General features: G+C 52.1%; 2 protein-coding genes. Both read left to right on the top strand.

The annotated features are described in order from the left end of the window. Nucleotides 1–256: DUF2949 domain-containing protein (locus RMO84_RS02000; protein WP_310486784.1), on the top strand; the 256-nt coding region annotated here is incomplete at its 5' end. 255 nt (nt 257–511) lie between these two features. Further along, nucleotides 512–3,745 carry a PAS domain S-box protein gene (locus RMO84_RS01995; protein ID WP_310486783.1) on the top strand — a complete coding sequence of 1,078 codons (3,234 nt, stop codon included), beginning with the start codon at nt 512–514 and terminating at the stop codon, nt 3,743–3,745. Nucleotides 3,746–3,949 lie beyond the last annotated feature (204 nt).

Here is a 3,949-nt window from a genome sequence, read left to right as displayed (position 1 = left end):
GCCACTTGAGCTTCTCGAATACATTACAAATTTAAATTTAGTTAGTACCCAAAGTCACATGTCAGAATATCATACCGATCGAGTTATCTGTTTTCTCCGTCAAGATTTAAGGTTGCCCGATGAGTCTGTCGAACTCGCCCTCAAGCAATCCCAATCCAATCGTGGCAATCTGCCGATCGTGCTGTGGCAGTACGGATTGGTGACGCTGCATCAGCTCGATCGGATTTATGATTGGTTTGAATCTTACGTTTATTAGTTGAGTGTGAAGCTAGCAATAGAATTAAGTGCAAATTTAATTGGTCTTGTTTTGAGTAATTCTGCCAGTCTGCTAACTTCTCAATTGCAGCAAATAATCTATTGATAAAATTGTTAGGGCCAGCGGATCTAACCGATCTCAATCGGACGGTTATCTACGCAGATAAGTGCGCAAAATTGGTGAATTGTGTCGATGTCCGGCAATAGATGGATATGTTAACCTATTGACAGAGCATTCGATCTAACTCAGGTACCTATGACAGTAGAGCCGCAGCCAGCTATAGTCCCTACAAGCATTAATGTTAGCTGTCAAAAATTGCTATCGCAGATTCCCCATTTAGCTTGGTTGATGAGCGATCGCGGCGAAATTTTAATGGCCAATCAGCTTTGGTCGGATTATGTCGGTCGATCGCCGATAGAGGAGGCGCAACTCCTGGGCGATCGGAGTTATGTTCGCATCGAGACTACCGATCCCACCGCGCCCAAATCGGGCAACTATTGCGGGACTTTTAGCAATTTATTGGATGAGGCAGATCGCGCGGGATTTGCGAGTGCCTGGGCAGGGGCTAGCAGGTTACTGGAACCACTCTCGATGAAGCTGAGGCTGATGAGTACGCTCGGCGAATGGGAATGGTTTCAGGTCGGATTGGAGCCAGATCGAGATCGATCGGGTGCGATAATTTGGATCGGCACGGCGCAGCGGTTGGGTGGCGAAGCGGCCATTCCCGGGCGATCGCAATCGATGCAGTTTCTCGAAGCTTTGCTAAATCATGCCTCGGATGGGATTGTCGCGTGTGATGTCCGAGGGCGGTTGGTGTTATTCAATCGGATGGCGCAGCTATTTCACGGCTTGCCCCCCGAGCCGCTGCCACCGGAGGAGTGGGCTAAGTATTACGATCTCTACGATGCCGATGGGGTCAGATCGCTAACTAAAGATGAAATTCCGCTGTTTCGGGCGTTGCAAGGCGAGGCAGTCATCAGTCAGGAAATGACGATCGCGCCTACCAATGGCATGGCTCGATCGCTGCTGGCGAACGCCACGGCGATTTACAGCACGACGGGAGCCAAGCTCGGTGCGGTTGCCTTGATGCGCGATATTACGGAGTACCAGCAGGCAATGACAGCACTCAAACTCAGCGAAGGTAAGTTTCGGGCGATTTTCGATGGCGTATTTCAGTTTATCGGTCTGACGACCCCTGATGGTACGCTGATCGAAGCCAATCAGACGGCTCTGAATTTTGGCGGCATTACAGCTGAACAGGCGATCGGCCAGAAGTTTTGGGAAGTTGCTGGCTGGAAATTTTCGCCAGCAGTCCAGAAACAGCTCCAAGCCGCCACCGCACGGGCAGCACAGGGTGAATTTTTTCGATGCAAACTCGAATTAACAGGTGCGGGAGATCGCGCCATTCCGATCGATTTTTCGTTGTCGCCGATTCGCAACGAGTGCGGCGAAGTGACGATGTTGATTCCCGAAGGACGGGATCTGAGTCAGCTCGATCGAGCCGAAAGCGATCTCCAGCGGGTCGAACGCTATACCGCTCGCTTGGCGACAGCCCTGAAGGTAGCCAAAGCCGGGGCTTGGTACTGGGAATTGTTAGAGAACAAGCTGGATTGGACGCCAGAATTTGAAGCTTTATTCGACTACGAGCCTGGTAGTACCCAAAAAACTTATCCGGAATGGGCGCAACGCATCCATCCCGACGATCTCCACCGGGTGGAAAGCATCGTCCAAGAGACGATCCTGGGGAGATTGCCACAACATCGCTGTGAATATCGGCTCGTCTGTCGGGATGGCAGCATTCGCTGGGTAGAAGGGATTGGCGAAATCGGCATTGATGAGGCGGGCAAGACCTATTTGGCAGGTTTAGTTCGGGATATTACCGATCGTAAATGCACCGAAGAAGCCCTGCGTCGCAGCGAAGAATTTCAGCAGCGGATCTTGGCTAGCAATAACGACTGCATCAAGGTCTTCGATCTCGAAGGTCGGCTGATCTACATGAATCATGGCGGACTGACGCTATTGGAAATCGCCGATTTCGCCGCCATTGCCAATCAACCCTGGCGCAATCTGTGGCCGGGTACCGCCATAGCGAATATCGAAGCCGCCTTGGCAACCGCTAGAGCGGGAGCGGTTGGCAGATTTGAAGGATTTTGTCCGACCGCTACCGGCAAACCCAAGTGGTGGGAAGTCGTCGTCACCCCGATCCTTGATGCCAATGGACGGGTCGAGCAAATCTTATCGGTTTCGCGCGATATTACCGATCGACACCAAGCCGCCCTGTCCCTACAAGCTAGTGAGGAATTATTTCGCCATACCTTCGAGCATACGCCGATCGGCTTTGCGCATGCCACCCCAGACGGTCGGTTAACGCGGGTCAATCATAAATTCTGTGAGATTGTCGGTTACAGCAGTACCGAACTCTTGGCAATGACTTTTCAAGATCTGACCGTTCCTGGCGATTTAGTCACCGAACTCGCCCTGGTAGATCGCTTATTTGCAAATGAGATTCAGGAATACAATCTCGAAAAACGCTACATCCACAAGCAAGGACATCACGTCTGGGTCAGTCTGACGGTATCCCTGGCGAGGGAGGCAGTTGCCGACGGGGAATCATTAGGCCAGCCCAGCTATTTTCTCTCTGCCGTCCAAGATATCACCAGCCGCAAGCAGTTAGAAATCACCAATCAACAACAAACTGCCGAGCTGCAACAGCTCAATAGTTCGCTCCTGCTGGCGCAGCAGCAACTCAAAAACCGCAACGACGATCTCGATAACTTCGTCCGGGTTGCTTCCCACGATCTCAAAGCACCCTTGCGATCGATCGCCAATCTCGCGGAATGGATCGAAGAGGATACGGAAGATCGGCTCAACAATGAAGATCGCCAACAGTTTCAGCTGTTGCGCCAACGCGTCAAACGGATGAACGCGCTCATTGATGGACTGCTGCGTTTTTCCCGACTCGGACGCGAACGATTGGCTACCGAAACTGTAGATGTGGGGCAACTAATGGCCGAGACGATCGATTCGCTCGCACCACCGCCAACTTTTGAGATTGCCATCTTGTCACCATTACCAACGCTGGAAACCAGATGCATTTTGCTCGGCCAAGTTTTAGCAAATTTACTCAGTAATGCAATCAAACATCACCAGCGTGCCGACGGTCGGATCGAAATCGAGACTAAGGATCTGGGCGATTACTATCAATTCTCGATCGCCGATGATGGCCCTGGTATTCCCTCCGGCGAAGCCAGAGAGCGGATTTTTGAGATCTTTCAAACGCTCAAGCCCAGCAGTTCGACTGAGAATACTGGCATTGGGCTAGCTTTAGTCAAAAAGATCGTTGAAGGCGAAGGCGGTCACATCTGGTTGGCTGACGTTGACGTTAGCGTTGGCGAAGCCTCTCGAAGAGAAGCCTCTCAAAGAGAAGCCTCTGCCGGGGAGCATCGGGCTGTCGGTGCTTGTTTTTGCTTTACCTGGCCGAAGGTTTGACTGGGGGAGGAGGAGACGGTGTATGGGTAAGTCTGGTGAGAAGCAAAATTGGTGTGAATCCCCCTGCTTGTCTTGACGCACACAACCTGGAGGGAACCTCCAGGTCGATGCGTCGCTGGTGCAACGCACGCTGTAGGCGTTGGCGTTGGCGTAAGCCTGCCGTAGGCACAGCCTCTCCGTTCGCGCAGCGTCTCGCAGAGAAGG

The organism is Chamaesiphon sp. VAR_69_metabat_338 (genome assembly GCF_031423935.1).
Lineage (GTDB): Bacteria > Cyanobacteriota > Cyanobacteriia > Cyanobacteriales > Chamaesiphonaceae > Chamaesiphon.
Note: the sequence above shows the minus strand (reverse complement) of the source record. Positions and strands in the feature narration are given on the sequence as shown.

Bases quoted from the DNA above. Each gene is read 5' to 3' on its own strand.
- RMO84_RS01995 (WP_310486783.1), top strand. From the start codon at position 512: ATGACAGTAGAGCCGCAGCCAGCTATAGTCCCTACAAGCATTAATGTT.